Annotated in this window: 22 protein-coding genes; 14 read left to right on the top strand and 8 right to left on the bottom strand. The window is 48.2% G+C overall.

Translation table 11 applies throughout. The features are described from left to right. Positions 1 to 193: 193 nt before the first annotated feature. The 5 genes from KDN34_RS12065 to gltB form a co-directional block, all read right to left on the bottom strand. Positions 194 to 574, bottom strand: coding sequence for a DUF2721 domain-containing protein (locus tag KDN34_RS12065; RefSeq protein WP_212596638.1), 381 nt, complete (start codon positions 572 to 574; stop codon positions 194 to 196). Between the two features lie 60 nt (positions 575 to 634). Then, positions 635 to 1621 (bottom strand): cobalamin biosynthesis protein CobD/CbiB, encoded by a 987-nt coding sequence (locus KDN34_RS12060; RefSeq protein ID WP_212594015.1) that lies wholly within the window; start codon positions 1619 to 1621, stop codon positions 635 to 637. 4 nt (positions 1622 to 1625) lie between these two features. Beyond that, positions 1626 to 2318, bottom strand: a complete 693-nt coding sequence (locus KDN34_RS12055) for a 5'-methylthioadenosine/adenosylhomocysteine nucleosidase (RefSeq protein WP_212594014.1) — start codon at positions 2316 to 2318, stop codon at positions 1626 to 1628. A gap of 123 nt (positions 2319 to 2441) precedes the next feature. Next, positions 2442 to 3848 carry an FAD-dependent oxidoreductase gene (locus KDN34_RS12050; protein WP_212594013.1) on the bottom strand — a complete coding sequence of 469 codons (1407 nt, stop codon included), beginning with the start codon at positions 3846 to 3848 and terminating at the stop codon, positions 2442 to 2444. Between the two features lie 7 nt (positions 3849 to 3855). After that, positions 3856 to 8304, bottom strand: a complete 4449-nt coding sequence (gltB, locus tag KDN34_RS12045; protein ID WP_212594012.1) for a glutamate synthase large subunit — start codon at positions 8302 to 8304, stop codon at positions 3856 to 3858. Positions 8305 to 8771: 467 nt separating this feature from the next. Between gltB and KDN34_RS12040 the strand changes: the two genes are divergently transcribed. From KDN34_RS12040 to oxyR, 4 genes are all read left to right on the top strand, one after another. Beyond that, positions 8772 to 9680, top strand: a complete 909-nt coding sequence (locus KDN34_RS12040) for a TIGR01212 family radical SAM protein (protein WP_212594011.1) — start codon at positions 8772 to 8774, stop codon at positions 9678 to 9680. A gap of 136 nt (positions 9681 to 9816) precedes the next feature. After that, complete coding sequence (locus tag KDN34_RS12035; RefSeq protein ID WP_212594010.1) at positions 9817 to 10182, top strand: Hpt domain-containing protein; 366 nt, start codon at positions 9817 to 9819, stop codon at positions 10180 to 10182. A 474-nt stretch (positions 10183 to 10656) separates the two neighbouring features. After that, entirely contained in the window at positions 10657 to 12165 is a 1509-nt protein-coding gene (locus KDN34_RS12030; RefSeq protein WP_212594009.1) for a Na+/H+ antiporter NhaC family protein, read from the top strand. A 170-nt stretch (positions 12166 to 12335) separates the two neighbouring features. Beyond that, positions 12336 to 13250 (top strand): hydrogen peroxide-inducible genes activator, encoded by a 915-nt coding sequence (oxyR, locus tag KDN34_RS12025; RefSeq protein ID WP_212594008.1) that lies wholly within the window; start codon positions 12336 to 12338, stop codon positions 13248 to 13250. A gap of 7 nt (positions 13251 to 13257) precedes the next feature. Here the strand turns inward: oxyR and KDN34_RS12020 are convergent, their stop codons facing one another. After that, positions 13258 to 14331: an adenylate/guanylate cyclase domain-containing protein gene (locus KDN34_RS12020; RefSeq protein ID WP_228730328.1), complete on the bottom strand. Its 1074-nt coding sequence runs from the start codon at positions 14329 to 14331 to the stop codon at positions 13258 to 13260. A 122-nt stretch (positions 14332 to 14453) separates the two neighbouring features. Beyond that, a complete protein-coding gene (mutH, locus tag KDN34_RS12015; RefSeq protein ID WP_212594007.1) occupies positions 14454 to 15128 on the bottom strand; it encodes a DNA mismatch repair endonuclease MutH in 675 nt (224 codons plus the stop codon). 675 nt (positions 15129 to 15803) lie between these two features. Between mutH and rppH the strand changes: the two genes are divergently transcribed. From rppH to KDN34_RS11965, 10 genes are all read left to right on the top strand, one after another. Further along, the gene (rppH, locus tag KDN34_RS12010; protein ID WP_212594006.1) at positions 15804 to 16331 is read left to right on the top strand and encodes an RNA pyrophosphohydrolase; all 528 of its coding nucleotides are present in this window, start codon (positions 15804 to 15806) and stop codon (positions 16329 to 16331) included. A 24-nt stretch (positions 16332 to 16355) separates the two neighbouring features. After that, positions 16356 to 18590: a phosphoenolpyruvate--protein phosphotransferase gene (gene ptsP, locus KDN34_RS12005; protein WP_212594005.1), complete on the top strand. Its 2235-nt coding sequence runs from the start codon at positions 16356 to 16358 to the stop codon at positions 18588 to 18590. 45 nt (positions 18591 to 18635) lie between these two features. Then, on the top strand, positions 18636 to 19439 hold the full coding sequence (locus tag KDN34_RS12000; RefSeq protein WP_212594004.1) for a sulfite exporter TauE/SafE family protein: 804 nt from the start codon (positions 18636 to 18638) through the stop codon (positions 19437 to 19439). Between the two features lie 34 nt (positions 19440 to 19473). Continuing rightward, positions 19474 to 20301, top strand: coding sequence for a prolipoprotein diacylglyceryl transferase (gene lgt, locus KDN34_RS11995; protein ID WP_212594003.1), 828 nt, complete (start codon positions 19474 to 19476; stop codon positions 20299 to 20301). Beyond that, entirely contained in the window at positions 20301 to 21095 is a 795-nt protein-coding gene (gene thyA, locus KDN34_RS11990) for a thymidylate synthase (RefSeq protein WP_212594002.1), read from the top strand. Before lgt ends, thyA begins: the two co-directional genes overlap by 1 nt. Positions 21096 to 21213: 118 nt before the next feature. Further along, complete coding sequence (gene nhaA / locus KDN34_RS11985) at positions 21214 to 22389, top strand: Na+/H+ antiporter NhaA (protein ID WP_212594001.1); 1176 nt, start codon at positions 21214 to 21216, stop codon at positions 22387 to 22389. Beyond that, a complete protein-coding gene (locus KDN34_RS11980) occupies positions 22386 to 22769 on the top strand; it encodes a hypothetical protein (RefSeq protein ID WP_212594000.1) in 384 nt (127 codons plus the stop codon). Before nhaA ends, KDN34_RS11980 begins: the two co-directional genes overlap by 4 nt. Before the next feature lie 15 nt (positions 22770 to 22784). Continuing rightward, positions 22785 to 23693: a transcriptional activator NhaR gene (gene nhaR, locus KDN34_RS11975; RefSeq protein ID WP_212593999.1), complete on the top strand. Its 909-nt coding sequence runs from the start codon at positions 22785 to 22787 to the stop codon at positions 23691 to 23693. Positions 23694 to 23770: 77 nt separating this feature from the next. After that, the gene (locus KDN34_RS11970) at positions 23771 to 24010 is read left to right on the top strand and encodes an FAD assembly factor SdhE (RefSeq protein WP_212596636.1); all 240 of its coding nucleotides are present in this window, start codon (positions 23771 to 23773) and stop codon (positions 24008 to 24010) included. 7 nt (positions 24011 to 24017) lie between these two features. Next, positions 24018 to 24416 (top strand): protein YgfX, encoded by a 399-nt coding sequence (locus KDN34_RS11965; RefSeq protein WP_212593998.1) that lies wholly within the window; start codon positions 24018 to 24020, stop codon positions 24414 to 24416. Here the strand turns inward: KDN34_RS11965 and nadB are convergent. Then, a complete protein-coding gene (gene nadB / locus KDN34_RS11960; protein WP_212593997.1) occupies positions 24404 to 26014 on the bottom strand; it encodes an L-aspartate oxidase in 1611 nt (536 codons plus the stop codon). The genes KDN34_RS11965 and nadB overlap by 13 nt on opposite strands. Positions 26015 to 26148 lie beyond the last annotated feature (134 nt).

The following is a 26148-nucleotide window of genomic DNA, read 5'->3' as shown; positions in this document are numbered from 1 at the left end:
AAAAATATTGACGCAAGAAGCGGCTCACTCAATGTTGCCGCAGATAGTGTCGTCCGGACTGTAGAAAAATACCATTGGCAGAAAATTCCGGAGAGCTCTGGCATAATGCCTCTTGCTCCTGAGTGAATCAACCCTCTGTCGGCAGGGAAATGTAAGCAACCGTCTATACGCGGGAAAATCGTAAAATGATGGGTTAACGATCATCCATTTGTTTCAGATGAATGTTGAGCGCATCCACTGAAATACGGATTTCAATCACTGATAGGATCAGTGAATACAACAATAACAAGAGGCTGGCACCAAAGATCAGCGAGCCAGATTTATTAAAGCCCAAATAAATCATAATCATGCACAGTACACACAGGGCAAAGCTGGATACGCCCGCTTCCTGCATGCGTTTAATGATGACAATCCGACGTCGCAGATTTTTCAGCTGTTCACTGGCGATCGGTTTATCCGCAGCACTCAGACTGCGGATCAGTGCTGCCAGCGAGAAAAAACGATTAGTATAGGCCAGTAATAACAGCGAGATGGCGGGAAATAACAACGCTGGTGTCGTAAGCGAAATAGACATCTGTTCCAACATAACCTCTCCCTGAATTTTTGATGCCAGTCAGCACATTATAAAAAGCTTTTAGTGTGTGTGGAACCAGCGTAAGCCAATCCATATCACCGGTATAGCCGTTAACAGAATTATCCAAAAAGCTATGGCGGCTTTGACCAGCACAGTCGCTCGGCGAATATCTGTTGCGGTCGGTAAATTGCCATAAGTGAGCTTGCTACTGCTCACTTTTACGCCGTTATACTTCTGTGGGCCACCTAATTCGATGTGTAGCATGGCAGCTACCATGGCACACAGTTGCTGATAACTGCGCAAGTCTTGATGATGACTAATCTTATGCGTTGTAAATAACCAGTTTATGCCGCCACTTAGTGACAGTGAAAATCGCCACAGTAATAGCGGAACCCAAAACAGTAGCTGATTGCTCCAGCTCAACGCACGGCTGAAATAATGATATCGCGGGTTTTGTGGCCACCAGATCTGTTGCAACTGCCATAACATTGCAAACAACAAAGTTACTGGTGCGCCAAATAACAGATAGGTCGTGAGGCTAGCGAGTAATCGGTATCCTGGGACGGTGACCAATGCTTCAATCGTCGCTTTGGCGATCCCGGTTTCAGACAGCTCGGCCGTGTCTCTGGCAACCCAATCTGACAATAAACTGCGCGCACTGGATTTGTCGCCGTTTTGTAATGCGGTGGTGATGTCACCTGCTGCTCGCAGAATGTGTAAATCTTGCAAACACAAATAGATGAGCAGCATTTCAAAAAACCAGGGATATTCCGCGAGGTAAAGTAGCAGTGAGCTGATCACCCAGAAGGGTAATACCAGTAACAATAACGACAATACCCCAGCCAGTGCCTGCTGGCTGGAGGCCCGTTCGGTATGCAGAACTTTAGCTGCCAGCGATTTTGCCAGTTCACCCAGCCAGCGCAGTGGCTGTAACGGTGCAGGCAGTGGCAGATATTTCACCGCCACTAACGGCAAAAGCACGGTGGCGAAATACTGCAGCAGCTGCCCGTCCTGACTCACTAACTTATCAACGAAAGATGCCAGCATAAGTTCATAGTTGCTGCAGCATGCCGATAACCATTAGGGCAGAATGCTTGCCGGCTTTTATCAGATATGTATCAAAATCCACCGGAGAATCGTTATTAGCATTGTCAGACAGTGAACGGATCACCACAAAAGGGACGTTAAACTGATGACATACCTGCGCAACAGCGGCTCCTTCCATTTCACAGGCTGCCATTTGCGGAAAATGACGACGCATCACAGCGGTCCGTTCAGGATCGCAGATAAAACTATCACCGGTACAGATTAAGCCTTCCATCGCTTTAACTGTTCCCAGCCCGCTAATCGCAGCTTTGGCGGCAGTGATCAATTTTGCATCGGCGGTAAATGCTGCCGGCTGTTGCGCCATCTGCCCAATTTCATATCCGAATGCGGTAACATCCACATCGTGATAGCGCAGTTCACTCGAAATGACGATATCGCCAATGTCCAGGTTGTCTACGAAACCCCCGGCGGAACCCGTATTGATCACTGCATCAACGGCAAATTTTTCAATCAGTAAACTGGTCGCCATTGCTGCCGCCACTTTGCCAATTCCTGAGCGGGTGATCACAACCTCTTTTCCCGCCAGTTGGCCGCTAACAAACTCTACCGCGCCGATAGTGAGCGAATGTGCATTGCTCAGTTCCGTAATGAGGTGAGCAACTTCCGGCTCCATGGCGCCGATGATCCCGATTTTCATGGATAACCCTTTATCAATTCAGTAAAAAAACGGCTCAATATACCATAGTGAATTTCATCGCCACAAAAAAATGCGCATCGCGGAAAACCGTGATGCGCAACAGGACAGGAAGTATCCTTAGCGCTAATCGAAAAAGTTAAGAATACCGCGGGCAGCGTCACGACCTTCGGCAATCGCAGTGACTACCAGATCTGAGCCGCGCACCATATCGCCACCGGCAAACACTTTTGGATTACTGGTCTGAAATGGTGTGTCGCTTTCTTTGGGTGCCTTTACTCGCTGCCAGTCATCGACCTCTATGCCATAGTCCGCGAACCAACTGGCAGGACTTGGCTGGAAACCAAAGGCGATGATAACGGCATCGGCTTCCAGTAACTGCTCGCTTCCAGGAATCGGTTCTGGACGACGACGGCCACTGGCATCCGCTTCACCCATACGGGTTTCTACACATTCAATGCCGACAACTTTTCCCGCGACAGTCTTGATTGCTGTGGGCTGGCGGTTGAACAGGAACTCAACGCCTTCTTCGCGGGCATTTTTGACTTCACGGCGTGAACCGGGCATGTTGGCTTCGTCACGACGATATGCACAAATCACCGACTCGGCACCTTGACGCACGGCAGTACGTACGCAGTCCATGGCGGTATCACCACCACCTAGCACTACCACCTTTTGACCCTTGAGGCTGACGTATGACTGCTGTGCATCCTTCTCACCTAACAACTCTTTGGTGTTGGCAATAAGATAGGGCAGTGCCTGGATAACCCCTTGCGCATCTTCACCGGGAAGACCAGCCTTCATGGCGGTGTAGGTTCCCATCCCCAAGAATACTGCATCGTACTCATCCAGCAATGCGCTAAATGCCACATCTTTGCCTATTTCAGTACCAAGACGGAATTCAATGCCCATGCCTTCCATCACCTGGCGGCGGGTTGCCATAACAGATTTATCCAGTTTAAAGGCGGGAATGCCATAGGTCAGCAAGCCACCAATCTGCTGGTAACGATCGTAAACGACCGCTTTTACACCGTTGCGTGCCAGAATATCAGCACAGCCAAGTCCGGCCGGGCCAGCACCAATAATCGCGACGCGCTCTTTACGCGGCACGACTTTGCTCATATCGGGTTTCCAGCCCTGGGCCAGCGCGGTATCGGTAATATATTTTTCGACATTACCTATGGTCACCGCGCCATATTCTGCATTCAAGGTACATGAACCTTCACACAGCCGGTCCTGGGGACATACCCGGCCGCAGACTTCCGGCAGGGTATTGGTTTCATGGACCAGATCGGCAGCATCCATAATCCGTCCCTGTTTAGCGAGGCTTAACCAGTTAGGAATATAGTTATGCAGTGGACAGCGCCATTCACAATAAGGGTTGCCGCAGTCCAGACAACGGTCAGCCTGCTGGTTAACCTGTTGCTGAGTGAACGGCTGATAAATCTCAATAAACTGTGTCTTACGCAGCTCCACTGGCTGCTTGTCGGGATCGACACGGTCTACTTCAATAAACTGAAAATTATTACTCATTAACTCATTACCCCGCTTTTACAGCCAGTTCAGGGCTTGGTGTCTGTGTCTTTAGCAGATCCGCCGCTGCAATATTTTTCGGTTTCACCAGCACAAAACAATCGAGCCAGTTTTCAAAGTCATGCAGGATGGCTTTGGCGTGGTCACTGCCTGTTTCGGCAACATGCTCTTCAATCAGGCCTTTGAGATGTTGCTGGTGGATGGGGGAATCGACCTTCAGCAGTTCGACCATCTCTTTGTTTACGCGCCGACTGAAACGGCCAAATTGGTCAAATACATAGGCGAAACCACCGGTCATCCCAGCACCGAAGTTCACGCCGGTAGTCCCCAGCACGACGACAATACCGCCGGTCATATATTCGCAACCGTTGTCACCCACACCTTCAACCACTGCCAGCGCGCCGGAGTTACGCACGGCGAATCGTTCGCCAGCTCGGCCTGCAGCATAGAGCTTGCCACCAGTAGCACCATAGAGACAGGTGTTACCAATAATGGCACTGCGTTCAGATTTGAATGGGCTGCCATGCGGCGGATAGATACTCAGTTTGCCGCCGGACATACCTTTACCAACGTAGTCGTTGGCATCACCGCACAGAGACAGTTCCAGCCCCGGACTGTTCCATACACCAAAACTTTGACCGGCACTGCCGTTAAAACGTACCTTGATTGGCTGCGGACACCCCTTCAGCCCCCATTTACTGGCAATATAGCCTGATAATGCGGCACCCACAGAACGGTCAGTGTTATTGATAGTAAAGCAGGCATCAAAACCTTCGCCTTTATCGACCAATTCACCACATTTAGACAGCAGTTCTTGGTTCAATACCCCTTTATCAGCAGGTTCATTCAGTTCCTGCCAGGTGAGAGAAGTTGAACTTCTGACTTCAGGACGGTACAAAATCGGTGACAGGTCCAGACCTTGCTGTTTGTCGGTTTCACCCGGCAACAGTTTCAGCCATTCAGTATGGCCAACCAGTTCCTCAAAACGAGAAACCCCCAGTTTAGCCATCCATTCACGGACTTCTTCTGCCACAAACTGGAAGTAGGTCATTACCCGCTCAGGCAAACCGTGGAAGTGCTTTTCACGCAGGTTCGGATCCTGAGTTGCCACCCCAGTCGCACAGTTATTCAAATGACAAATACGCAGGTAACGACAACCGAGCGCAATCATCGGCACCGTACCAAAACCGAAGCTTTCGGCACCTAATAGTGCTGCTTTGATAACATCGGCCCCGGTCTTCAAACCGCCATCCACTTGCAAGCGGATTTTATGGCGCAGACCATTTTGCACTAGCGACTGATGTACTTCAGACAATCCCAGTTCCCAGGGACTTCCGGCATATTTCACCGAGGTCAATGGACTGGCGCCGGTGCCGCCGTCATAGCCGGCTACAGTAATCATGTCGGCATAAGCTTTGGCTACCCCGGTAGCAATAGTGCCGATGCCTGGCTCAGAAACCAGCTTTACCGAGATCATCGCTTTGGGATTGATCTGTTTCAGGTCAAAAATCAACTGCGCCAAATCTTCGATAGAGTAGATATCGTGATGTGGTGGTGGCGAAATCAATGTTACACCGGGACGAGAGTATCGCAGCGTGGCGATTTCCACGCTGACTTTATGGCCTGGTAATTGGCCCCCTTCACCGGGTTTAGCACCTTGTGCCACCTTAATCTGCAACACATCAGCATTAATCAGGTAGTGCGCAGTCACCCCAAAACGGCCTGAGGCAATCTGTTTAATCGCGGAGTTACGCTCGGTGTTAAATCGGCGTGGGTCTTCACCACCCTCACCAGAGTTAGAGCGACCGCCCAAGCGGTTCATCGCAATCGCCAGTGCCTCATGAGCTTCTGGACTCAGCGCCCCGATACTCATGGCGGCAGTGTCAAAGCGTGGATAAAGATTTTTATCCGGCTCCACATCGCCGATAGCAATGGCCTGGCGGTCACTACTGATCTGCATCAGATCGCGGAAGGTCGTTACCGGACGTTCATCTACCAACTTAGCGAACTGCTTATATTTTGCATAATCCTGATGATTCAGTGCATTTTGCAAAGTATTGACTACGTCGGGGTTAAAGGCGTGGTATTCGCCTCCTTCGACATATTTCAGCAGACCACCCTGAGCCACAGGCTGGTGCGGCCTGAAGGCGGCTTGTGTGCGTTGTTTGACATCCGCTTCAATACCGACAAAGTCTACGCCCTGAATGCGGCTGACAACGCCCTTAAAGCATTGTTCGATGACTTCATCTGCAAGACCAACCGCCTCAAACAGTTGACTACAACGATAGGAGGCAATGGTGGAAATCCCCATTTTGGAGATGATTTTCCGCAAACCTTTTTCAATGCCATAGCGGTAGCTCAGCATGGCACTGATAACATCTTCTTGTTGATGCTGCTTGGCTAACTGAGCGACTGCTTCATACACCAAATATGGATAGATCGCGGTGGCACCAAAGCCCAATAACACTGCAAAATGATGAGGGTCTCGAGCACTGCCGGTTTCCACAATGATATTGGTATCGCAGCGAAGGCTTTTGGCTACCAGCATCTGTTGTACCGAGCCCACCGCCATTACCATCGGGATTATCAACCTTTCTTTGCTGATATTGCGGTCAGACAACACCACTAATGTGGTGCCGCTGCGTGCCAGCTTTTCAGCTTCGTCAGTAATGCGCTTGATTGCCTGGTGTAAGCCTTCTTCTGGCTCATAAGACAGATCGATAATATTGGCGCGATAGTAAGTGCTGTCGAGCGCAAGTAACTGATGAAAATCGCTATAGAGTAGAACTGGCGAGTTAAACATCACGCGATAGGCATGACCAGTCGTCTCATTAAACAGGTTTTGCTCTTTACCGATACAGGTGGCCAATGACATGACGTGCTTTTCACGCAATGGATCGATTGGTGGATTGGTTACCTGGGCAAATTTCTGACGGAAATAGTCATACATGGTGCGCTGTTTACGTGACAGCACGGCCATTGGGGTGTCGTCACCCATGGAGCCGATAGCTTCTTCACCCTTACTGGCCAATACCCAGATGACCTGTTCCATCTCTTCACGGGTATAGCCAAACATCTTCTGATATTTGAGCAGGGTGGCTTCATCAAGTTCACTGACGCCCATTTGCGCTACCGGTAACTCATCGGCAGGGACCAGCGTGCGGCTGTTCTTCGCCATCCATTCTTTATACGGATGACGTCGCTTAAGGTCATTATCAATTTCAAATGACTGATACAAGCGACCTTGAACGGTATCCAGTACCAGTAACTCGCCTGGGCCCACACGGCCTTTTTCGACCACTTCGTCCGGTGCGTAATCCCAAATGCCGACTTCAGATGCGAGGGTGATAATACGGTCTTTAGTAATGACGTAACGGGAAGGACGCAAACCATTACGGTCTACCGCGCAAGCGGCATGCCGTCCATCGGTCATTACGATACCCGCTGGGCCGTCCCAGGGTTCCATATGCATAGAGTTAAAGTCGTAAAACGCTTTAAGCTCATCATCCATTTCCGGGTTACTTTGCCAGGCTGGTGGGATCAACAAACGCATAGCACGGTATAAATCCATGCCGCCAGCTAATAGCATCTCCAGCATGTTATCCAGAGATGACGAATCAGAACCGGTTTCGTTTACGAATGGTGCAGCTTGTTGTAAATCGGGCAGCAGTGGTGAATTGAATTTGTATGCACGGGCTCTGGCCCATTGGCGGTTTCCGGTAATGGTATTGATTTCACCATTATGTGCCAGGAAACGAAACGGCTGTGCTAGTGGCCATTTGGGGGATGTGTTAGTTGAAAAACGCTGATGAAACAGACAGATGGAGCTCTGCAATCGCATATCAGCCAGATCGGAATAAAATTCCGGCAAATCTGCTGGCATCATCAAGCCTTTGTAGACGATCACTTTACCGGACAGACTGGCGACATAAAAATCTTTGTCATCTATCAACTGTTGCTCAAGACGACGGCGCGCCATATACAGACGGCGCTCGACGTCTTCAATGCGCCAACCTACTGGAGCATTCACCAGTACCTGCCATATTTGCGGCATACTGGCTTTGCCGATTTCACCTAAAATATCGCCATTGACGGGGACTTTACGCCATCCTGCAATACTGAGGGTTTCTTTTTCTAATTCTTTCTCGGTCAGGTATTTGGCAGTTGCAGCCTGCTCTTCATTCTGACTAAGAAATAACATACCAACAGCAAATTTTCGACTCAAGTGCCAGCCTGCTTCTGCGGCAATTGCCTCAAAAAAACTGACTGGCATTTGCATCAGCAAACCACAACCATCGCCGGTGCGCCCATCAGCGGCGATTCCTCCTCGGTGTTTCATGCGGTCAAGACCGTGAATAGCCGTTCGCACGATGCGATGGCTGGCTTCGCCATCCATTTGTGCAATCAAGCCGAACCCACAGTTTTCCCGTTCGAAACTGGGATGATACAAACTCATACAAACCCCCAACTAAACGTCCACATACTGCTCTATAGCCACAAATTTCTATAGATATGCACCCGAACGAACCAAATTATCCTGAGACTCTTCAAAGGTCAAACCAAAAAATTGCATATATTGAATTAAAATAACCGGATCATATAAAGAATTTTTAATCATATTCCGTTAACGTTAACTGTGTTTTTAAAGCTATAACATTATGAATAAATGGAAATTTATAAATTTATTAAAATTTATGACACGTAATTTTAACACGTAATAATAGCGAAATTCTCATACCGAATGCTTATTTTTTATACTAAAAAAAATTAATTAAATAATCATTTGGCGTGACTAACTATGCAAGTGTGCGTGTTGATTACTTAAATGTCGACCGCTATTTCAGTAAAGTTTGATATAGGGCAATCTCACTTGCAGGGTGAGTTGCTAAACTTTCGCCTTTCTCACTGGCACCGCATTCACTCATGGGCTTAGACGATTTTGTTACAACGTTCTCGACGTATTGCAAACAACAGTTTGGTGAACGGGTACAAAAACTGACACTTGATGCCAGTTTTACCTGCCCCAATCGCGATGGCACTTTGGGGACCGGTGGTTGTACTTTTTGTAACGTCACTTCATTTAGTTATGCGCTTGGCAGCGGTCAATCTATCGCCACTCAATTAACTGAAGGTAAACAGCGGTTACGTGCCAAAGCCTCTAAGTTTTTAGCTTATTTCCAAGCATATACCAGTACCTATGAAGAATACGCCATACTGCAGCAACGATATGATGAAGCGTTAAACTCTGCGGATTTGGTTGGTCTGTGTGTCGGGAGCCGGCCGGATTGTCTTCCAGACAATGTGCTTGATTTATTGGCGACATATCAACAGCAAGGGCGAGAAGTGTGGCTGGAATTGGGGTTACAGAGCGCTCACGATACCACCTTGAAACGTATTAACCGGGGGCATGATTTTGCTGCATATGTGGATGCGGTAACGCGAGCGCGCCAGCGTGGCTTGAAAGTGTGTACCCACTTAATTCTTGGTTTACCTGGTGAAAATATCGCAATGCACCTTGAGACGTTGCAGAAAGTATTAGCTGAGGGGGTCGATGGTTTGAAACTGCATCCTTTGCATATTGTTGATGGCAGCATCATGGCGCGGGCCTGGCAAGCGGGGCGATTGTTGCCGCCGACAATTGAACAATATGCGGCAAGTGCTGGTGAACTTATCCGACATACACCTAAAAATGTGGTATTTCACCGTGTCACTGCGTATGCCAAACCGCCTGATTTATTGGCGCCGCAATGGTGCTCGAGTCGGTGGAAAGGATTGATTGCCATTGTGGATAATCTGGCAAACTTCGGTGGACAAGGCGCGGCATTATCTTGATTTTTAAATTCATTAGCAGATTTTGTCAGAATTTTGTTAACGGTACGCCAAAGCATCGCTATTGGCAGTAATTAGGTTGCACCCAGCATTTTACTGGGTATGATGTGGTAAATTTTAGCTCTAAAGGAGTGCCTACATGGTTAACCCAGATTTGGACTCAGTACTGGATCTCAATACACTCGAACAATACTGTAGTGCCATTGGTGCCGGTACACTGCTGAAAAGCGTCGTGCTGTTTGAACAGCTGCTGCCAGAATATCTGAATAATCTGAAACAGGCCTCCGCTGCTGCTGATAAAGAACAGCTTTGTTCTGAAGCCCACAAATTTAAAGGCGCTGCCGGTTCTGTCGGCCTGAAACGCGTGCATCATTATGCACAGTTATTACAACACGGCGAAGATCCCGAATGGGATGGTCAGCATGCCGCTTGGCTTGAAGCTGTTATGACTTATGTTGATGCAGACTTACAGCAGTTGAAGTCGTTTTTAGAAGCGAAAGCATAGACTGCCGCTATTCACCGCTGATTGGTATTTGAGTTTTTCAGTGAGACCAATCAGCTTTTCTCCCCCTCCCGAACCTGTCTTAATCTGATATTCCGTTTCGTTGTGATTATCTTTAGCTAAGCTAAGCGCCTAACCGCTGCCTGGTACTCACTTTATCCCCTTATCTGACATCCGCAGGACTACCTAAGCCATTATCCGTTATTACCATGAATGTTGTTCTATTGTGGTTATATAGTGATATCAATGTTACATTGCCATTGCGATATTTTGCCTAATAAGCTGGCAGTACTGTCGGTTAGCTGAAAATTATTGCGGTCATAAAAACCAAGATTTTTTCGCTGTTGGCGTTTTTCTGAGTCAGGGAGTGACGCTATTTAACATGCACCATTGGATGCACGTGCGTCTCAATGTGCAAATTTATAACTAAAATTCAATTGATTAAAAAATCGATTGCCTTGTCTGTAAGGAAGTATTGTGGTTCAGACAGATGCGACATCTCTTATCCCTATTGTTTTAACGTTAGCGTTATCTTTAATTACCCGAAATGTCGTTATTGGATTGTTCGTCGGCGTATTGAGCGGCGTCTTTATGCTGAGTGGCTGGCAGCCGTTTGAGACCTTCGGGGTTATGGTTAAAGATTATCTGGTGCCCCAGTTAACCGATGGCTATAACGCAGGGGTGTTAGTGTTGCTGGTTTTTATCGGTGGCTTCGTAGCATTGATGGAGCAATCTGGCGGTGGTCATGCATTTGCGCAGAAGGTGACGCACTGGGTTAGTACTCGTTGCCGGGTGCAACTGGCGGCATGGTTTGGTGGTATCTGTATCTTTTTTTCCGACTTGGGTACGCCGTTGATTATCGGTCCGGTGTTTCGTCCCTTATTTGATAAACTGAATGTGTCGCGGCAGAAGTTAGCTTTTATTATTGATTCAACCGCTTCGCCAGTAGCCATTCTGATCCCGTTTATTGGTTGGGGGGTCTACATCATGGGGTTAATTCAAAAAGAATTATCGGCTCTAAACAGTGATGTCAGCGAATGGAGCGCTTTTGTTGGCGCCATTCCGTACCAATTTTACGCAATCCTCGCCATTGTTATCATTCCGCTGGTGGCTTTCAAGAAACTTGATTTTGGCCCGATGGCGCAAGCAGAAGCCGATGCCTTGTTGGGAAAGCACATGGGCAACAGTGACCTGTCATTGCAGGCTTTTTCCCATCCTCAGGCTAGAGCCTCGTTTGTTTGGGCGCCGTTATTGGTCATGGGCTTGGTGATGGTGTCAATGCTGGCGCCATTGGGGTTCCCGTTCCGACAAGTATCAGGCTCCGTATTTCGGGCCGCGTTATCCAGTGCCTATTTTTTTGCGGCGATGACACTGATCACCTTGATGGCTTACCGCAAAGTGCGCCGTTTAAGTGATGGTATCGGCGTTTATCTTAAGGGCATGAACAATATGATGCAGATTGCCATCGTATTGATACTGGCCTGGACACTCAGTACCGTAGGTAAAGAATTAGGCACCGCTGCCTATATTGCGCAACAGGCGCAGGCGGGATTCCCCGCCTGGTTGTTGCCTGCGGCAGCATTTCTGTTTTCCGCGATTATTTCATTTGCCACTGGTTCATCGTGGGGGACGTTCGCCATTATGATGCCGTTGGTGATCCCAACCTCGGCGGCCATTGACGCACCATTATTAGTGTGTATTGGTTCGGTTCTGTCTGGTGGTTTATTTGGTGATCACTGTTCTCCCATATCAGAGACCACGATTTTTTCTTCTACGGGTTCTGGGTGTGATCAATTTGAGCATTTTCGTACACAACTGCCATATGCGCTGCTCAATGGCACTATTGCGCTGGTGAGTTTTATCGTTGCCGGTTTGCATGAGTCGCCGTGGATATTCGTCCTGGCCATTTTGGCGCAATTGGCGGCAGTATGGCTGTTGGCAAGGTTTTATCAGTACCGCTTTTCATTAGGGCTTATGGAAGATTAATGTTTCTAAAACGCAATGCCGAATGTAATTCTGCGGGGTTCTCTGTGTTATTTAATCGTTGAGTTGGTTGCCTTAGTGAGATGTAGCATCAATTCACCTGCTGCGTTGTAGCGGTTTTATGGTAAATTGGTCGGAAACATCCATTGGTGAAATGCGCGGTAATTGACTCGATGAAACCTTTACCAAGTCTTAAGAATCTCTATTATCTGGTGAATTTGCATCAAGAGCAGAATTTTAATCGAGCTGCCGGCATTTGCCATGTCAGCCAGTCAACATTATCCAGTGGTATCCAAAATTTAGAGGAGCAACTGGGGTATCAACTGATCGAGCGGGATCATAAATCCTTTATGTTCACCGCCATCGGTGAAGAAGTGGTACAGCGAGCGCTCAAAATTCTCACCGATGTGGATGATCTGGTAGAGTTGGTGAAGAACCAAGGCGAACCCATGACTGGGGAAATCCGGTTGGGGTGTATTCCAACCATTGCGCCGTTCTTGTTGAGTCGCCTAGTAAAACAATGCCAAGCAAGTTATCCGCAGTTGAGTTTGCTGCTTAAAGAGGATACTACCGAGCGTTTATTGGTATCGCTTGGCAAAGGAGAACTCGATTTACTGCTGTTGGCTTTACCTGCGGATGTTACCGGCTATCACAGCATGAAAGTGGGCATCGATCCCTTTAAGATGGTGATCCATAAAGACCTCGCCAATAATGTGCATGAGCCAGTGGATTATCAGGCATTACCTGATGAGAGCATCTTTTTACTGCAGAGTGAACACTGCATTACCGGTCACGCTATCAGTGCTTGTAAACTCGGCGATAGCCGTAAAGTAAATCCCTTTGCAGCCACCAGCCTACATACACTGGTGCAGATGGTGAACAGTAAACTGGGAACCACTTTCCTGCCACAAATGGCAATTGATGCTGGCATCCTTAAAGATACCGATTTAGTGGTGTTAAATCCGCCTGGCGACTCTCCTTTCAGAGATATCGGCTTAGTCTGGCGCCAGACTACCAGTCGTATCCGCACCTTCAGAACCCTTGGCTTAGAAGTACAAAAGCTGTTACAGCAGAAGATTGATGGATAGCGTGTAATTAACCCTGCTTAGGTTTTACGCCATAGACTTCAATGGAATGTTGTTTGCCTTTGAGTTTCACCGGACCAAAGTTGGTCAGTTGATACTCACTATGATTGTTTTCCAGACGCGCAACTAACGCGCCAGATAGCAACATTCGTTGTCCGAGCGGGTTACATTGGTCCTGCAGTCGTGCAAGTGTATTCAGTACGTCGCTGAAGAAGCTGATTTCCTGCTTTTGTACACCAACGACTGCCGCCACAACCTGCCCACAGTGTGCTGCCGCTTTAAATTTGGGCACAAATCCATACTGTTCTTCAAAATAGTGGCGTTGCCAGTTGAGTTGCTGGCTGAATTCAAAATACACATTCATGCAACGGTCATTGATGATGCCCTGTGGCAGCGGCCAGTGGATCAGCACTGCATCCCCCATATAGCGGTAGATTTCAGCATCGTTATTGGTGATAGTTTCTGACAGCAAGCTAAAGCAATCCTGGATCAAACGACTGAAACGGTAATCGCCCAGTGATTCAGCATGCGTGGTGGACGCCACCATATCTATGTACAAAAACAGGCGCTGTTCATAGCGGGGACGATGATAGTTACCCATCCCAATATTCAGCAGAATGCGCGGACCAACCAGCAATGCCATCTGCTCAATAAATGCCAAACCGACTCGTACAACCACCAGATAGATCATCAATGCCTGGAACGATGGGCTATACAGGATGTGCACTGTCAACATCTGCCGCAAAGTCGCTATGTGGTTTTCAATCGCCCACATGTTCAGATATTGCGTCATATACGCTAATGTCGTGGCACCAAGAAGAAGGAATAACCCTTTGAAAATAACGGAGAATATATAGGGTAGCCGGTTGATAGCACTGAAATCAGCAATCAGGTTAGACATCCAATGCAAACTGCCGAAGATGATGCCCATGTAAACAGCAAGCGTGGCCAGATCCCCTGAGCCAACTGCCCACTGGGGAAGCTCAGTCGATTGGGAATATCGGAAAAAGACGAAGGCCGACATAGCTCCGGTCCAGGCCAGAATGGCGAACAAGAGTTTCTTTGCCTGTACACGTGCTCTCACGGAATGGAACAGTTCCTACAATTTCATTGGCTTACTAAGAGGCGGTAGTTTATCGATATCAGCAGGGTGATGCCAGCGATAAATGTGATCCATATCAAATCAAACTCACATCTTTTGTGTGGTTAGCCAAAATATTGTCGCAGGATTTGACGGGTAAAACTGGTTTTAAGGTAAAACCCTCTGGGATTGGTCATCTGAATACTGCCATCTTCAGCAATGCTAGCAGTTAATGCGCGACTGTTGGCGGCCTTTGGGCGTAACTGCAGCACTTCACCATGGCGAGCCGTAATAGTGCTAACTTTACCGAGACTGATCAGTTCCATTATCTCTTCCCAGTCTTGTTGCAGCTGCCGCAATTGTTCATTGTCTGGCCGCCACAAAATTGGCATGCCGATGCGGCGTGTAGCTGGCGTTAGCGTTCGTTCACCTTGAATGGGTATCCACAGCACCTGCTGCAGTTTGTGGTAAACCAGGCTTTGTTCCCAACGTAATCCGGTAATGTCCATTAGCGGGGCAACACAGACATACGTGGTTTCCATGGGCATACCGTTTTGGTCGACAGGAATGCTTTTGAGTTCGACACCCAGATGCAAAAAATCCTGCTGCGGCTTCGAGCCGGCATTAGCGCCTAATGCGATCTCCAATAACTGTCCCGGCCAACCTTTGTCACGACGAAGATTGGTGGGTGGTTGAATCCCGAATGACTGTGCTAATTGACCCAGCGATAAGCCAGCAAGGGCCTCTGCACGTTGTAGCAAGACGTCAATGGATTCTGGAGGGGATATTAAGGGATTCATAACTGGCAGTTTACCCTAATTCCAATGTTGTACAACGCCGAACAAAATCTGTTCAGTCATCTTCTGTACAAGATACTCAAGTGAGTAAATGTTTCTATTATTTTGAATTTCAATGAGTTTATTAAAGTTTAAAATAGGGTTAGTGCATTTGTACCAAATTACTCGCCGGATGTTCCATAGTTGCCAACAACTTTATCCACAATATTTCGGGATAAATCGTGTGATTGGGTGACATGAACAATTATTAGTCATAAATACGATTTAAATTATCATATTTTAATTATTAAAATCGATTAGATTTGAATGTTGTCGAGCGGTATTGCCAAGCAAAAATGGTAAAAATTGCGGTGGAGATTTTTTAAACATCAACAGCTATTTTTGCAAATACAAAAGTAGGATTGAGATAAAATATATATAAAACAATAGTTAACAGATATTTTGATGATGTTTTATGTAAGGCTTTGGATAGTTTATGGCAACTTTCCAACGTTTTCTCCCGGTTTCCAACAACCTTTTCCACAGATTTTGTGGATAGTGTGAATAACATCGGTTCAGCCAAATAATGGCGGCATATCGTCGCGTTAGATATCAAAAGCTGTACAACTGCTAATTGCTGCCGCGCAAGCTTTGTGAAACAATCGATGCATTGAAATTTATCGAGTTTTCGGAGTCCATGTGATTGACGGCGATGGCTTTCGCGCAAATGTGGGCATAATCATCTGTAATAAAATTGGGCAAGTCATGTGGGCCCGTCGTTTCGGTCAGCATTCGTGGCAGTTTCCACAGGGTGGGGTGGATGACGGCGAGTCGGCAGAAGAAGCCATGTTCCGCGAGTTATTCGAGGAAGTTGGGCTCAAGCCAGAACATGTGCAGATACTGACATCTACTCGTTCATGGCTCCGCTATCGGTTACCTAAGCGCCTAGTGCGTCAGGACAGCCAGCCCGTGTGTATCGGACAAAAGCAGAAATGGTTTTTGTTACAGTTGAAAAGCCAAGATAGCGCGGTAAATCTTAATTTATCCGGTCATCCGGAGTTTGATGACTGGCGCTGGGTGAGTTATTGGTACCCGGTAAGGCAAGTGGTTTCTTTTAAACGCGACGTATACCGCAAAGTAATGAAGGAGTTTGCTTCTACTGCGCTGGCGTTACAGCAGCAACGGGAGCCGTTTCGTCGGAAGGGTAGAAATCGACCGTCTCGCTGACAGGATTAACGTGGGAGGAGAGCGTTGTTAAACACACTCAGGGACATCACTCAGGCAGTCGCCAGCGCCGGCGATTTGGATACGGCGCTGGAGTTATTGGTCAAACAGATCAAGGCTGCGATTGTGACCGAGTGTTGTTCCATTTACATCCTCGACAAGGATGAGTTGATATTATCTGCGACCGATGGTCTGGAGCCTAATGCCGTCGGTAACGTGCGTATGCCGATTACCGAAGGACTTGTAGGCTTGGTTGCCGAACGTGAAGAAGCCATCAATTTGGCAGATGCGCGTCAACATCCTCGCTTTAAGTTGTTTCCTGAAGCCTTAGAAGAAGAATATCGCGCCTTTCTGGCAGTTCCTATTATTTACCAGAAGCAACTCCTTGGTGTGATCGTGGTCCAGCAGGCCAGTGCCCGTCAATTCAGTGAAGGTGAAGAAGCTTTTCTGATGACCTTGGCGGCACAGCTGGCAATGGCCGTTCGTGGTTTGAAACAAAAAGCCAGTGTTAAAGGCCGTGAAAAGCAGATCTTGTTCCAGGGAACTCCCGCATCCAATGGTATCGCTATCGCTCATGCTTTAGTGCTGGGGGGCGAGATTGCGTTGCGACAGCCGAATCGCAAAGCGGCGGATGTTAAAGTGGAGCTGGAGCGATTAAGTACTGCCATCACGCGATGCCGTAATAATCTCGGTAATCTTTCCCAGCGCTTCGACCGTGAGCAGGATCAGGAGGTCGTGGCGATTTTTTCTGCACTAACCTTGTTGTTGGATGAATCCAGTCTCGGTGGCGAATATGTCCGCGAAGTTGAGCAGGGGTGGTGTGCAGAATCGGCTATCAGTCGGGTGTCGCTGCGCTATATCGAGCAATTCCAGTCGATGGAAGATCCCTATATCAAGGAGCGCGCCAGCGACATCCGCGATTTAGGGCAAAAGGTGTTACGTCAGTTGATTGAACCGGATCGCCTGGTATTGGATTCGGATAAGCCAGTGATTCTGGTGACTAAGGAAGCCGATACGACTTTGCTGGCGGAGTTTCCCAGAGCCAAGCTGGCGGGGATCGTCACTGAATTGGGCGGCGTGAATTCTCACGCAGCAATTCTGGCAAGGGCCTTGGGGATCCCGGCACTTACCGGGGTGCAACAGGTTTTGGCATCCAACATCGATAAAAAGATGATGGTGTTAAATGCTACTCGTGGCCAGCTGATGGTGTCGCCTTCCAGTGCTGTTATCAGCGAATACCGCAGTTTGCTGAATGCGGAAAAAGCGCTACAACGACAATATATGCAGGAAGTGCACCTGCCCGCCGAAACCTTAGATGGTGAGCGGATTAATCTGTTCATTAATGCCGGATTACTGAGTGGCTTAGCTTCAGAGTTGGCCGAAGGCGCTGATGGTGTCGGGCTGTATCGTACGGAAATTCCGTTTATGTTACAGCAACGCTTTCCCAGTGAGAGCGAGCAGATAAAAGTCTATTCCCAAGTATTTAATTTGGTGGCTGGGCGCCCGGTAGTGATGCGCACGCTGGACGTCGGTGGCGACAAACCGTTGCCATATTTTCCGATTAAAGAAGACAACCCTTTCTTGGGCTGGCGTGGTATTCGTATGTCGCTGGACCATCCTGAACTGTTTTTAGTGCAGATGCGCGCCATGCTGCAAGCCAATGGCACGAGCGAGCAACTGAAGATTTTGCTGCCAATGGTAAGTAACCTTGAGGAAGTTGACCACGCGCTGGAATACTTTGAGCAAGCTTACAGTGAGCTGAAATCAGATGTGAATCCCTTGCTTTCAAAACCACAGTTAGGCGTGATGCTGGAAGTGCCCGCTTTACTGTATCAGTTGGATGAAGTGGCCAAACGGGTAGATTTTGTGTCAGTGGGGTCAAACGACCTGACTCAATATTTATTAGCCGTTGATCGCAACAACCCTAGAGTGAGTTCGTTATTTGACAGTTATCATCCTGGTGTTTTGCGTTACCTTAAAACGGCATTGCAGCAATGCCGTCACTATGGCTTGGGGATCAGTATCTGCGGTGAGATGGCGGGCGAACCTGCCGGGGCATTATTGTTGTCAGCCATGGGCTATCGTGAATTGAGCATGAACCAGGGCGCATTAGCAAAGATTAACTACCTGATGCGTCGGGTGAGCATGGATGAATTACAGGTGCTGTTGCAACAGGCACTGTCATTACGTTGTGGTTCTGAAGTGCGAGAATTATTACGCGCTTATTTGGGCGAAAAGGGACTAGCGGCAATTCTCAACTAGGACGTTTATCAGCGATAGTTACTGACATTTTGCTAAGGAATCAATGTGGAAAGCCTTCTATTAGTGTGGGGTGCCTGTTTGTTGTTGGGAATTGTGGTGGGATTCTCAGCCGGCTTATTAGGTATCGGCGGCGGACTAATCGCGGTGCCCGCATTAATTTATATGCTGCCATGGGTGCATGTTCCTGCTAATTATCTGCCGCATGTCGCCATCGCCACCTCGTTGGCCGCCATTATTCTCACCTCATTTTCATCAGCCAGAGCACATCACGCTCGCGGCAATATTGATTGGTCGCTGTTCAAGCCAATGCTGCCCGGCACCATTATCGGGGCGTTGTGCTCAGGGTTTATTGCGCAATTAATATCCGGCAATGACCTGAAACGCGGGTTTGCCGTTTTCGTGATTTTAATGTCAGCGAACATGGCATTCCCTTACAAGCCCTCTTCTGAAGGCAAAAAACTGCCGCCAGCAATTGTGTTGTTTCTGGCGTCGGCGTTCATTGCGGTGATTTCCGGATTGATGGGGATCGGCGGTGGTACGTTAACTGTGCCATTCCTATGTTGGTGTGGCCTGCAGATGCGGCAAGCGGTCGGATTTTCTTCAGCTAATGGCTTGGTGATCGCGCTTTGGGGCAGTTTAGGGTATGTTATTGCCGGCTGGGATATCGAGGGCATGCCGCTGGGTTCCTTGGGGTATGTTTATCTCCCAGCGCTGGTGGGCATAGTGATCACTTCCATGTTGCTGGCCCCCGTTGGTGCTAAAGCAGCGAGTACTTGGCCGACGCCAGTACTGAAAAAGATCTTCGCAGCGTTACTGCTTGTGGTGGGTCTCAAATTGATGTTTAGCTAGCAATAATCAAAAACTCCAGGATGTAATCTTCTTTATGGCGTTGCAATTTCCTCACATTGATCCTGTGATCGTGTCTTTTGGGCCTTTTGAAATTTTTGGTCAGAGTTTCCATCCAGCGCTACGCTGGTATGGGTTTATGTATCTTCTGGGATTTATGGCGGCGATGTTTTTGCTTAACCGTAAAGCCGACAAATCCAATGGCCTATGGACAAGGGACCAAGTTTCAGACTTGTTGTTTTATGCGTTTCTGGGGGTGATCCTTGGAGGCCGTATCGGCTACGTGCTGGTTTACCATCTCGACTATTTCCTGGCAGATCCTTTGTACCTGTTCAAAATCAGTGAAGGTGGTATGTCATTCCACGGCGGTCTGGTTGGGGTGATACTGGCAATGTTCTATATTGCTCGCAAACAGCAGCGCACATTCTTTGAGGTGTCAGACATCGTCGCGCCAGTTGTCCCTATTGGTCTCGGGGCGGGACGTATTGGCAACTTCATTAACGGTGAACTTTGGGGGCGAGTGACCGATCTTCCTTGGGGAATGGTGTTTCCGACAGGGGGCCCAGAACCACGTCATCCATCGCAATTGTATCAGTTTGCACTGGAAGGCGTTGCGCTGTTTATTTTGTTGCAATGGTACAGTCGCCAAACGGATAAACGTGGCGCAGTTTCCGGCATGTTCCTGTTGGGATATGGTATCTTCCGCAGTGTGGCAGAATTAGTCCGTCAGCCGGATCCTCAATTGGGATTTTTCCTCGGAGATATTACGATGGGACAAATCCTGTCGGCACCGATGATTATCTTTGGTATTTATCTACTGGTACGTAAAGCGCCGGTAAACAGTCTGGTAAAAGGGAAACAGTAATGCAGCAATATCTTGATTTAATGCGACATGTACTGGAACACGGTACTGAAAAAACTGATCGTACCGGCACCGGTACGCTTTCAGTGTTTGGTTACCAGATGCGTTTTGACCTCAGTAAAGGTTTCCCGCTAGTCACTACCAAAAAATGCCATCTGCGTTCCATTATCCATGAGCTACTGTGGTTTCTTAACGGTGACACCAATATTGCATACCTTAAAGAAAATAACGTCTCTATCTGGGATGAGTGGGCAGATGACAATGGCGATCTCGGCCCAGTGTATGGTGCTCAATGGCGCAGTTGGCCAACGCCTGATGGCCAGCATATTGATCAGATCAGTCAGGTTATTCAGCAAATAAAGCAGCAGCCAGACTCAAGGCGCTTAATCGTTTCTGCATGGAATGTAGCCGAACTGAATAAAATGGCGTTAGCGCCTTGCCATGCATTTTTCCAGTTTTACGTTGCCGACGGCAAATTGTCCTGCCAGTTGTACCAGCGTAGCTGTGACATCTTCCTCGGGCTACCGTTTAATATCGCTAGTTACGCGTTATTAACGATGATGGTTGCACAGCAATGTGAACTCGAATTAGGGGATTTTGTGTGGACCGGTGGAGATACTCATCTGTATTCCAATCATCTTGAGCAGACACGGCTGCAGTTAAGTCGTGAGCCCAGAGCATTGCCAACGATGACTATCCTGCGCAAACCCGCCTCGATTTTTGACTATCAATTCGAAGATTTCGAATTGATTGGTTATGATCCTCATCCTCATATCAAGGCTCCTGTCGCCGTCTGATTTTCCTTCTTAAAGCCATTAAGCTCGGAAATCCCGAGGTTAATGGCAGAATCTTTCGATTTTCCTTGTTAAATTCCGTTAGCTACACTTTGATGAATTATCGATTTTGGAGTTCGTCATGGAAAAAGTTATTCGGGATTTCCTTAGCCAGGAATCGGCAGGTGGCATTTTGTTGCTGGCGGCTGTGGTGCTGGCCATGCTATCTGCCAATTCTCCGCTGGTGGGAGTCTATCAAGGTTTTCTCGACATGCCATTGCAGATACGTGTTGGCGCATTAGATATTCATAAGCCACTGCTGTTGTGGATTAATGATGGCTTGATGGCGTTGTTCTTCTTGCTGATCGGTTTGGAAGTAAAGCGAGAACTTATTGAAGGGGCGCTGTCTAGTGTCGCAAAAGCGTCGTTGCCAACGTTTGCAGCATTAGGTGGCATGATGGTTCCAGCCGCTATCTATCTGTTATTCAACTATCAAGATCCGATAACTTCAGGTGGTTGGGCTATCCCTGCTGCGACAGATATCGCGTTTGCACTGGGCATTATGGCGTTACTTGGAAGTCGCGTGCCTGTAGCACTTAAGGTGTTCTTGTTAGCGTTAGCAATCATTGATGACTTAGGCGTCATCGTTATCATTGCACTGTTTTACAGCAATGATCTTTCCATCATCAGTCTTGTAGTCGCGGCTTTCGCGGTGTTGGGACTTATTTTGCTTAACGTTAAAGGTGTGACTTCGTTAGGGGCGTATGGACTGCTTGGGGCGATCTTATGGGTCGCGGTTTTGAAATCGGGTGTGCATGCCACGTTGGCTGGCGTAATTATCGCATTTGCCATTCCGTTGCGAGGCAAAGACGGCCGTTCGCCGTCGCAACATCTGGAACATGCTCTGCATCCCTGGAGCACATTCCTTATTCTGCCGGTGTTTGCCTTTGCAAATGCCGGGGTGTCGCTGAACGGTATGTCGCTGCAGAGTCTGTTGTCTCCGGTCCCGATGGGGATCGCGCTGGGACTGCTATTAGGAAAACCCATTGGGGTGATGTTATTCAGCTTTCTTGCGGTAAAACTTAAGTTAGCCGAGTTACCCAGCGGGATTGGTTGGCATCACATTGCCCCAGTTGCGGTAATGTGCGGGATTGGTTTCACCATGTCGATGTTTATTGCTTCGCTCGCGTTTGAACACGGTGGGGTGTTGTACGGTGATTTGGCTCGCCTGGGCATTTTGCTCGGTTCCATGACGGCCGCCGCATTGGGATATTTATGGTTATCAAAAACGTTAGCCGGTACAGGAGACAAAGTATGAAAAGCCAATATTTAAGCATCGCGCTGTTAATGCTGCTGACGCCAATTGCACAAGCGTCGCAATTGGAAGCTTGTAAAACGGATAGCAAAGGTAAGATTTGCCAAAGTTATCTGGAAGGAATTGTTGATGGTGCGTTAATGTATAAGCCATTAGCCGTGGGGGCTCGGTTGGAAAGTAATGACTATTTATCGCGGGCGTTGAAATACCGTGGAGGTAAACGCTTCCAGGAAGCTAATCGCCAGTTTTGTCTGGACCGTTTACCTGAAAGAGTTAGCTTGGTCACCGGTCTGACTGAAGCGATAGACAGTGGTGAGGTGACGGTGCAAGCGGATTTGCAAACGGCAGTATTCAGCTTGTTGGATTGTCAGCGACTGCAATAGCGAGATGGATTGCCCATGTCACATCTGAATTACAACCATCTTTACTATTTTTGGATGGTACAAAAAAAAGGCTCGGTGACCAAAGCGGCTGAGACCTTGTGTCTTACACCGCAGACCGTCACCGGACAGATCCGCGCGTTTGAAGAGCGGCTCAACGGCAGTCTGTTTAAACGTAATGGGCGTCGATTGGAACCCACTGAATTAGGGGAGTTGGTGTTTCGTTATGCGGATCGCATGTTCGCGCTCTCATACGAAATGTTGGATGTGCTCAACTACACCAAAGAGAACAGTTTACTGTTTGAGGTCGGTATTGCTGACGCACTGTCGAAAACACTCGCTAGTCGAGTGTTAATGTCTGTGATCCCGCGCGATGCGAGTATGCAGTTAGCGTGCTACGAAGCCACTCATGAACATCTGATGGCGCGGTTACGCGAGCATAAACTCGATATGATCCTCTCCGATTGCGCCGGGGAGTCGTTAAAATATCCTGAAATTCTCTCGAAAAAATTGGGTGAATGTGGTGTGGCCTTTTTTTCGGCGATGCCACTGACTCAACCGTTTCCTGCCTGTTTGGAGGAAGCACCTATTCTGTTACCCAGTAAACGCTCGTCCATTGGCCAACAGTTATATCGCTGGTTTGATGAGAAAAATCTGAATGTCACCATCCTCGGAGAATTTGACGACGCCGCGATGATGAAGGCTTTTGGGTACTTTGGCCGCGGAATTTTTGTGGCACCCTCCATCTATCAACAGGACATTCTCAACCACAATGTGCGGCTCTTGGGGGCAACGCTGGATATTAAGGAAGAATATCACGTGATGTTTGCAGAACGGATGATCCAGCATCCAGCGGTCAAGTGTCTGCTTGAGACTGATTTCGAAGTGCTTTTTGCTGGCTATGATGTTCAACTTCAGAAACTTTAGTGATTCGACAGTCACTGCCGCAGGGGGTAAACTGGCAACAGTATTTTAATAAGGGGAGTTAAACGGTGGCTGATTTGATGAACTATGCCCGAGTGAAGTGGGCTTGCCGGCGTGGGATGCTGGAATTGGATGTGTTATTCCAGCCGTTTGTCGAAAAATATTATCAGGATCTCACTGATACTGACAAAGCCACCTTTGTGCGATTGTTGGAATGTGAAGATCCGCAATTGTTTGCCTGGTTTATGGGGCATGCGAAATGTTCTGATCCGCAGTTAGCGGATATGGTGGCTAAGGTTCGTGGGCGTGCCGCACCATAGATTTGCCGTGAAATCCTCATTTGGCCAGTACCTGGCGTTGATGGTACTGGCTGCCGTTTGTTTGCTCAGTTTCTGTTTCTGGCCCGATTTAGATTATCTGTTTTATCAACCGTTGCGTTGGCTCATGGTTACCACGTTGATCGGATATTTTAGCGTTCGGCTATGGCGATTACGGTATTGGCAGCTTGAGTTTTGGCTGGCGGGTAACGGTGGCGGGCAATTTGAAACGGGTGATAGTTTTGATGTCGCCGAGCCAGTGATGGTGACACCTTGGTTAGTCAGTTTTTCTTGTCAGTTGCCGACGGGCTTTCGACGTCTTTACCTTTTTAGCGATATGTTTGACGACACAGATTACCGTCATCTGTGTCGCCTGTTGCTCAATCGTAATAGCCCTTACTCCGGCTGAAGAATGGTGGGCTTGGGATCGGGTAGTTTTTCAGGATAATCAATGTTGTAATGCAGACCGCGGCTCTCTTTACGGTTCATCGCGCAACGAATAATCAATTCTGCTACTTGTACCAGATTGCGCAGTTCCAACAAGTTGTTACTTACACGGAAATTGCTGTAATACTCTTCGATCTCTTGTTGCAACATAGTGACACGCCGCAGCGCTCGCTCCAGCCGTTTATCTGAACGCACAATCCCCACGTAATCCCACATAAACAGACGCAGTTCATGCCAGTTATGCGCAATTACAACTTCTTCATCTGAATCAGATACCTGACTTTCATCCCAGGAGGGAATTGCACCGGGCATCTGCTGTTTATGCAACTGACTCAGGATGTCGCTGGCCGCGGCGCGGGCATACACCAGACATTCAAGCAATGAATTAGAGGCGAGTCGGTTCGCCCCATGTAATCCGGTATAAGCCACTTCACCAATCGCATACAGGCCGTTCAGGTCCGTCTGACCATGCAAGTCGGTCATGACGCCACCACAGGTGTAGTGGGCCGCAGGCACTACTGGAATGGGTTGCTTGGTGATATCGATGCCCAAATCCATGCAGCGCCGGTAAATGGTCGGAAAATGTTTAATGATAAATTCCGAATCTTTGTGTGAGATATCTAAAAACACACAATCGGCACCCAGGCGTTTCATTTCATGGTCGATGGCCCGAGCCACGATGTCCCGCGGTGCCAGTTCGGCACGTTCATCATATTCCGGCATAAAACGACTACCATCAGGACGTCTTAATAGCGCACCTTCGCCACGGAGTGCCTCTGTCAGCAGGAAGTTACGGGCATCTGCGTGATAGAGACAGGTTGGATGAAACTGATTGAATTCCATATTGGCGACACGGCAACCTGCACGCCATGCCATGGCGATGCCATCACCAGAAGACACATCGGGGTTAGAGGTGTATTGATACACCTTGGAACTACCACCGGTTGCTAACGCCACAAAGCGCGCTTTAATCGTTTCAACCTGTTCCTGTGTGCGGTTCCAGACATAAGCGCCTAAAACCCGATTGCCAGGACGCCCTAATTTACGGGTAGAAATCAAGTCTACCGCGTTATAGCGTTCTAACACTTGGATATTGGGATGATTTAGCACTCGTTGCTGCAATGTCGTCTGTACTTCTTTGCCAGTGGCATCGGCCGCATGTAAGATCCGTCGATGGCTGTGACCACCTTCGCGCGTCAGATGGTAGCTCGATTCATCAATGGTCCCGTCTGGCCGTTCATCTTTATCGAAGGCAACACCACACTCAATCAACCATTTCATGGCTGCCTTGGCATTCTTGGCCGTGAAAGTCACCGCTGTTTCGTCGCATAGTCCCGCACCGGCAACTAACGTGTCGGTCACGTGGGATTCTATGGTATCCTCTTCGTCGAAAACGGAAGCAATACCGCCTTGTGCATAGTAGGTTGAGCCCTCACTGAGTGCGCCTTTAGACAGGACAATAATATTGCAGTGCTGTGCGAGGTGCAGCGCCAGTGTTAAACCTGCGGCGCCACTGCCGATAATCAGTATGTCGGCTTGGTGTTCAACTGCTTGTTTCATAGGGTATCATGAGCCGATTGGTAGAGGGCTTATCCTAAACCAACTGCTCTATATTGGGTATAATTTTTGACCCAAAACACATTTATAGTGAAATTTTAAAATTTCATTAAGAACTTTTCATAAAGGCGCTGGTC

This window comes from Shewanella yunxiaonensis, assembly GCF_018223345.1.
In the GTDB taxonomy this organism is placed as follows: Bacteria; Pseudomonadota; Gammaproteobacteria; order Enterobacterales; family Shewanellaceae; genus Shewanella; species Shewanella yunxiaonensis.
This window is presented reverse-complemented; position numbering and strand designations above follow the sequence as displayed.

Coding starts and splice junctions, on each gene's coding strand:
- KDN34_RS12065 (WP_212596638.1), bottom strand. CDS start 574: ATGTCTATTTCGCTTACGACACCAGCGTTGTTATTTCCCGCCATCTCG.
- KDN34_RS12060 (WP_212594015.1), bottom strand. CDS start 1,621: ATGCTGGCATCTTTCGTTGATAAGTTAGTGAGTCAGGACGGGCAGCTG.
- KDN34_RS12055 (WP_212594014.1), bottom strand. CDS start 2,318: ATGAAAATCGGGATCATCGGCGCCATGGAGCCGGAAGTTGCTCACCTC.
- KDN34_RS12050 (WP_212594013.1), bottom strand. CDS start 3,848: ATGAGTAATAATTTTCAGTTTATTGAAGTAGACCGTGTCGATCCCGAC.
- gltB (WP_212594012.1), bottom strand. CDS start 8,304: ATGAGTTTGTATCATCCCAGTTTCGAACGGGAAAACTGTGGGTTCGGC.
- KDN34_RS12040 (WP_212594011.1), top strand. CDS start 8,772: ATGGGCTTAGACGATTTTGTTACAACGTTCTCGACGTATTGCAAACAA.
- KDN34_RS12035 (WP_212594010.1), top strand. CDS start 9,817: ATGGTTAACCCAGATTTGGACTCAGTACTGGATCTCAATACACTCGAA.
- oxyR (WP_212594008.1), top strand. CDS start 12,336: ATGAAACCTTTACCAAGTCTTAAGAATCTCTATTATCTGGTGAATTTG.
- mutH (WP_212594007.1), bottom strand. CDS start 15,128: ATGAATCCCTTAATATCCCCTCCAGAATCCATTGACGTCTTGCTACAA.
- lgt (WP_212594003.1), top strand. CDS start 19,474: ATGGCGTTGCAATTTCCTCACATTGATCCTGTGATCGTGTCTTTTGGG.
- thyA (WP_212594002.1), top strand. CDS start 20,301: ATGCAGCAATATCTTGATTTAATGCGACATGTACTGGAACACGGTACT.
- nhaA (WP_212594001.1), top strand. CDS start 21,214: ATGGAAAAAGTTATTCGGGATTTCCTTAGCCAGGAATCGGCAGGTGGC.
- KDN34_RS11980 (WP_212594000.1), top strand. CDS start 22,386: ATGAAAAGCCAATATTTAAGCATCGCGCTGTTAATGCTGCTGACGCCA.
- nhaR (WP_212593999.1), top strand. CDS start 22,785: ATGTCACATCTGAATTACAACCATCTTTACTATTTTTGGATGGTACAA.
- KDN34_RS11970 (WP_212596636.1), top strand. CDS start 23,771: ATGAACTATGCCCGAGTGAAGTGGGCTTGCCGGCGTGGGATGCTGGAA.
- nadB (WP_212593997.1), bottom strand. CDS start 26,014: ATGAAACAAGCAGTTGAACACCAAGCCGACATACTGATTATCGGCAGT.